5 protein-coding genes and 1 pseudogene are annotated in these 4710 nt (G+C 66.9%); 3 read left to right on the top strand and 3 right to left on the bottom strand.

All coding sequences use genetic code 11. The annotated features are described in order from the left end of the window. Window positions 1-73: 73 nt before the first annotated feature. From QSK05_RS10920 to QSK05_RS10915, 3 genes are all read right to left on the bottom strand, one after another. Window positions 74-379: a hypothetical protein gene (locus QSK05_RS10920; RefSeq protein ID WP_285596728.1), complete on the bottom strand. Its 306-nt coding sequence runs from the start codon at window positions 377-379 to the stop codon at window positions 74-76. Continuing rightward, complete coding sequence (locus QSK05_RS36620) at window positions 294-764, bottom strand: hypothetical protein (protein WP_502879754.1); 471 nt, start codon at window positions 762-764, stop codon at window positions 294-296. Before QSK05_RS36620 ends, QSK05_RS10920 begins: the two co-directional genes overlap by 86 nt. A gap of 175 nt (window positions 765-939) precedes the next feature. Further along, window positions 940-1863 (bottom strand): LysR family transcriptional regulator, encoded by a 924-nt coding sequence (locus tag QSK05_RS10915; RefSeq protein WP_285596727.1) that lies wholly within the window; start codon window positions 1861-1863, stop codon window positions 940-942. A 142-nt stretch (window positions 1864-2005) separates the two neighbouring features. Between QSK05_RS10915 and QSK05_RS10910 the strand changes: the two are divergent. The 3 genes and pseudogenes from QSK05_RS10910 to QSK05_RS10900 form a co-directional block, all read left to right on the top strand. Further along, window positions 2006-2518 (top strand): annotated as a pseudogene (locus QSK05_RS10910) (amidohydrolase family protein); the annotation flags it as partial. Between the two features lie 128 nt (window positions 2519-2646). Beyond that, entirely contained in the window at window positions 2647-3312 is a 666-nt protein-coding gene (locus QSK05_RS10905; RefSeq protein ID WP_285596725.1) for a hydrolase, read from the top strand. 410 nt (window positions 3313-3722) lie between these two features. Then, window positions 3723-4694 (top strand): pyridoxamine 5'-phosphate oxidase family protein, encoded by a 972-nt coding sequence (locus tag QSK05_RS10900; protein ID WP_285596724.1) that lies wholly within the window; start codon window positions 3723-3725, stop codon window positions 4692-4694. Window positions 4695-4710: the final 16 nt, after the last annotated feature.

The following is a 4710-nucleotide window of genomic DNA, read 5'->3' as shown; positions in this document are numbered from 1 at the left end:
GGCCAGCAGATTCGGGCACGGACGTTGACAATCGGTTGACGACGCCTCGACGGCTTCCGGAACAGGGCCCTGATCAGCCGTTCTCGTACAGATCGACGCAGAGACCGAGCACCTCGTCGGCCCAGGCACCGAGTGCGTCGGGATTGACGATGTTGTGCCCCAGACCGACCCCGACGCCGAACCCGTGCGTACGCACTTTCAGGTCGTTGGCCTCGGCGAACTGCGTCGGGATCTCCAGCGCCTTGTCCGGTCGATGAACGGGTCCTTCGCCGAAACCGCCACGGCCACGGTCTTCAGCGATCAGCGGTCGGATCGCGAAGCCCGGTGCCTGCGAGGCGTCGCGCCGGTAGAACGGCGAGAGCGTCAGAAGGGGACCCACCGAGTCGGTGCGGTGCTAGGTCAGCCACGTCGCCGGCACCACCTCCCGAGAGCCCGATCTCCTCCCTCGTAGAAGATCTCGGCCGCACGTAGTCCTTCGGGCCGCTCGTGTCGCCGTGCAGCATGAGAGCCCAGCCGACGCGGCGCACGACCGACCCGCTCTCCATCGGTCCACACCGGTACTGAATCGTTCTTTCAGGGATGGCTCGGATAGGGCTTCCCGAAGACCAGCGCCAGGACGGCGGGGACCCCGAACCGAGCCGTCTGCCAGGTGGCCGCGCGGAACAGGAGCGATGCCCACCAGATGAACCCGGTCGCACCCCCAGGTCGAACGACAGGAACACGACGTTGCCCGTCATGTTGGCCACGAACACATGCCCGAGCATCAGGTAACCGAACGCGTCCATCAGGCCGGTGACGACCGTCAGCACGACCAGCAGGCCCGGCAGCGGCCGTGGGGATCGTCAGGTGCGGGCCGGACGGTCCGCCCGGCGTCCCGCAGGTGGTTTCGCACCTCCGCACTCTCGCGCGCAGCGGCATCTGTCCAACAGCGAGAACCGCTCAGACCGATCGCTTCGGCTTCTTGCGGGCATTCTGGGCGAGAAGGGCGAGGAACTTCTTGCCCGCCGCCGAAACCCGCGCACTGTCGTGGATGACCGACACCAGGTGGAGTGCGTCCGGGTCGTTGAGGCCGACGACGGAGAACCGTAGACCGTCGATGCCGCAGTCGGTGGACTCGGCGAGCGTCCGGGGCACGATGGCCACGCCCAGCCCGACCGCCGCGAACCGCACCATGTCACAGACCTGGCCGACCTCGAAGGAGGGAACGGCATTCACGCCGGCGCGGTTGAGGGCTTCGTCGACGTGGCGGCGGATGCCGGTGCCGGGCACGAAGTGGATCAGGCGACCGTGGGCCAGCAGGTCGACGATCGCGATCGGACCGGACAGCCCGGCCGCGGAGGCCGTGGGCAGCACCCCGACCAGCGGGTCCACGGCGAGCTGGTGGTGCTCCAGATCGTCGGGCAGCTCGTGGCGGCCGAGACCCACGACGGCCAGGTCGAGCCGGCCCTCGCGAACCGCCTCGATCATATCGGTGGAGGTGGCATTGCTGACGTGGATCTCCACCTCCGGATGCACCTCGTGAAAACGGGCCAGGGGGCTGAGCGTGTCGACCACACTATTGGCGGTCTGGATCAGGCCGAGGCGAAGACGCCCCTTCTCCAGGCCGAGGTAGGAGCGCATTTCGGCGCGCGCGGTGGCCTCCCCACCGACCAGCCGCCGGGCGTGGGGCAGGAGAAGCTCGCCGGCCGGGGTGAGTTCGATGCGGCGGTTGCCCCGGACGAAGAGCGACGCCCCGATCTCGTGCTCGAGCCGGCCGATCTGCTGACTCAGCGCGGACTGGGCGACGAAGCTGGCCTCGGCCGCGCGGGTGAAGTTGCGCAGATCAGCGACGGCCAGGAAGTAGCGCAGGTGTCGGATTTCCACGGCCACCCTCCCATCGGTTCATGTGATCGTATCTCACTGAATCGCATATGGGACATATCGGAATGATCTGAGGGGACCTCCGGTTGTGGAGCCTGACCGAACAGGAACAGCGAAAAACCGCTGATGCCAAGGGAGGTGCCCCATGGTCTCGACGACCATGCCGGTCGCGGGCGTACGGCCGCTCGACCCGAGCCGCCAGGCGCCGGGCGAAGCGGCGGACCTCGTGGTCCGCAACGCCAAAGTCCATACCGGAGAAAGTCATCTACCCGCCGCGTCCGCCGTGGCGATCAGGAACGGCACGTTCGTGGCGGTCGGGGACGACGGCACCGTCGCGCCTCACATCGGCCTGAGAACCCGGGTCGTCGACGCGCTGGGTCGCCGAATGATTCCCGGCCTCAACGACTCCCACACCCACGTCATCCGGGGCGGCAACAACTACTTCCTGGAACTGCACTGGGACGGTGTCCGATCACTGAAGCGGGCGCCGGAGGGCCACTGGGTCCGGATGGTGGGAGGCCGGTCACCTGAGCAGTTCGCCGAAAAGCGTTTACCCACGATCAAGGAGATCAACCAGGCGGCTCCGTCCACCCCGGTGTTCGTGCTGCATCTCTACCAGTCGGCGCTGCTCAACCAGGCCGCGCTGACGGCGCTCGGGTGAGGCCGCAGACAGCCGGGCGCAGACGGCCTGGCGGTCCTCCCGCGGTGAGCGGATCCCTGCCCCCGCGAGAAGCAAGTGAAAAACAGACTTTCCGTCGCAGTGTTCTCAACGAGAGAGAGAAGATCATGACCGAGTTCGACGTCACCACCGTTCAGGCTGTTCCGAGCGAAGACCTGCTGACCCCCGACAACGCCGTGTTCCTGTTCGTCGACCACCAGCCACAGATGTTCTTCGGGGTGGGCAGCGACGACCGGCAGTCGATCGTCAACGCCACTCTCGGACTGGCCAGGACGGCCAAGGCGTTCAACGTCCCGGCCGTCCTGACCACGGTGGCCGCGGAGTCCTTCTCCGGGCACATCCTGCCGGACCTGCAGGCCGTGCTGCCGGATCTGAAGCCGATCGACCGCACCACGATGAACGCCTGGGAGGACCCGGCGGTCGTCGAGGCGATCAAGGCGACGGGACGGCGCAAGATCGTCCTGTCCGGCCTGTGGACCGAGGTCTGCCTGGTCCTGCCGACGCTTTCCGCGCTCGGCCAGGGGTATGAGGTCTACGTGGTGGCCGACGCCTCCGGTGGCGTCAGCAAGACCGCCCACGATCACGCGCTCCAGCGCATGGTCAACGCCGGCGCGGTGCCGGTGACCTGGCTGCAGGTCCTGCTCGAGCTCCAGCGGGACTGGGCCCGGGGCGAGACCTACGTCGCCACCACCGACATCGTCAAGCAGCACGGTGGCGCCTACGGTCTGGGCCTGCACTACGCGGGCGACTTCCTCGGCGGCCACGCCGGCTGAATGGGTACGAGGCACTGACCTCTCGGTGGGCGCGGCCTCCGGGCCGCGCCCACTGGCACACGTCACCTGGTACGGCCCCGCCGTGACGGGGTCGCACCCCGGGGACTGATCCTGATCACGCAGAACGTGCCCTTCGGATGCATGGCCCGCACGAGGCACCTTCCGGGATAGATCCCGGAGCCGGAGCCGGGCGGCATCGTCGTGACGAAAGACGACGTTCGACAGAACCGATCGAAGACACCCGGCCCTGGCAGCCGTCACTGAACAGGTACTGAATACCTTCCGGGCCGGGGTTTGCAGGTGGCTCCCGACGTCCCACGGTCCGTCACCGTGGCTGAAGCTCGCTCCACTCATTCTCAAGAGCAGAAGGCAAGAGTGAACCGTCGGGAGCAACAGCAGGAGGCAATATCATGAGTGAACGGTCCTCTTCACGACTCGTTACCGAGCACGCAGGAGAACAGGCCGTGCAGGAGACGGCCGGTGAGGGCGGGCCCGGCTGGGGTTCGCCGATGTTCGGCCCGGAGATCCCGGCCGGGTTCGCGGCCTTCCTCCAAGCCCAGCAGATGCTGACCATCGGGGCGATGCTCGACGACGGCCGGGTCTGGGCATCGCATCTGTCCGGGCCGCCGGGCTTTGCCCGCGCGGTGGACCAGGAGACGATCGTCATCGATGCCTTGCCCGTTGACGGCGATCCCCTGCGAGAAGCGTTCGAGACCGAGCGGGAGCTGGGCCTGCTCGCGTTGCACCCTCAGACCCGCCGTCGGATCCGGATCAACGGTCGAGCTCGCAGAGACGGGTCGAAGCTCGTCCTGCATACCGAGCAGGTCCTCGGAAACTGCCCCAAGTATCTCCAGACTCGTGGCATCGTCGAAACCCGGCTTCCTGCGGATACATCAGCACGCCATGGCACCGAACTCAGTGAAAAACAGCGACTCTGGGTCGAGCGCGCCGACACGTTCTTCATCGCCAGCTACTCGGAAGGCAACGGAGCCGATGCTTCTCACCGCGGCGGCACACCGGGATTCGTCACGGCCTCCGCCCGGCGGCTGCGCTGGCCCGACTACACCGGCAACCAGTTCTACATGACCCTGGGCAACCTCTATCTGAATCCCGCCGCCGGCCTGCTCTTCGTCGACTGGGATCGCGGCCACACCCTGCAGATGAGCGGGACCGCACGGGTGGACTGGGATCCGGACCAGGCCGCGGTCTGGCCGGGGGCGCTGCGAGTCGTGGAGTTCGACGTCGAATCGGTGGTTCAGATCGACCGGGCCAGTCGGCTGCAGTGGGAATTCCTGGGGTACTCGAGATTCAATCCACCTGTGCAGCGAAACCGGCGCGATCAACGAAACGTCAACGACGACAACGCATCCTTCGATGAGTGAGAGCAATTAATGCCTC

This window comes from Kineosporia sp. NBRC 101731 (assembly GCF_030269305.1).
Lineage (GTDB): Bacteria > Actinomycetota > Actinomycetes > Actinomycetales > Kineosporiaceae > Kineosporia.
Note: the sequence above shows the minus strand (reverse complement) of the source record. Positions and strands in the feature narration are given on the sequence as shown.

What these genes read in the sequence shown, in the direction of transcription:
- QSK05_RS10900 (WP_285596724.1), top strand. Translation starts at nt 3,723, where the DNA reads ATGAGTGAACGGTCCTCTTCACGACTCGTTACCGAGCACGCAGGAGAA.
- QSK05_RS36620 (WP_502879754.1), bottom strand. Translation starts at nt 764, where the DNA reads ATGCTCGGGCATGTGTTCGTGGCCAACATGACGGGCAACGTCGTGTTC.
- QSK05_RS10905 (WP_285596725.1), top strand. Translation starts at nt 2,647, where the DNA reads ATGACCGAGTTCGACGTCACCACCGTTCAGGCTGTTCCGAGCGAAGAC.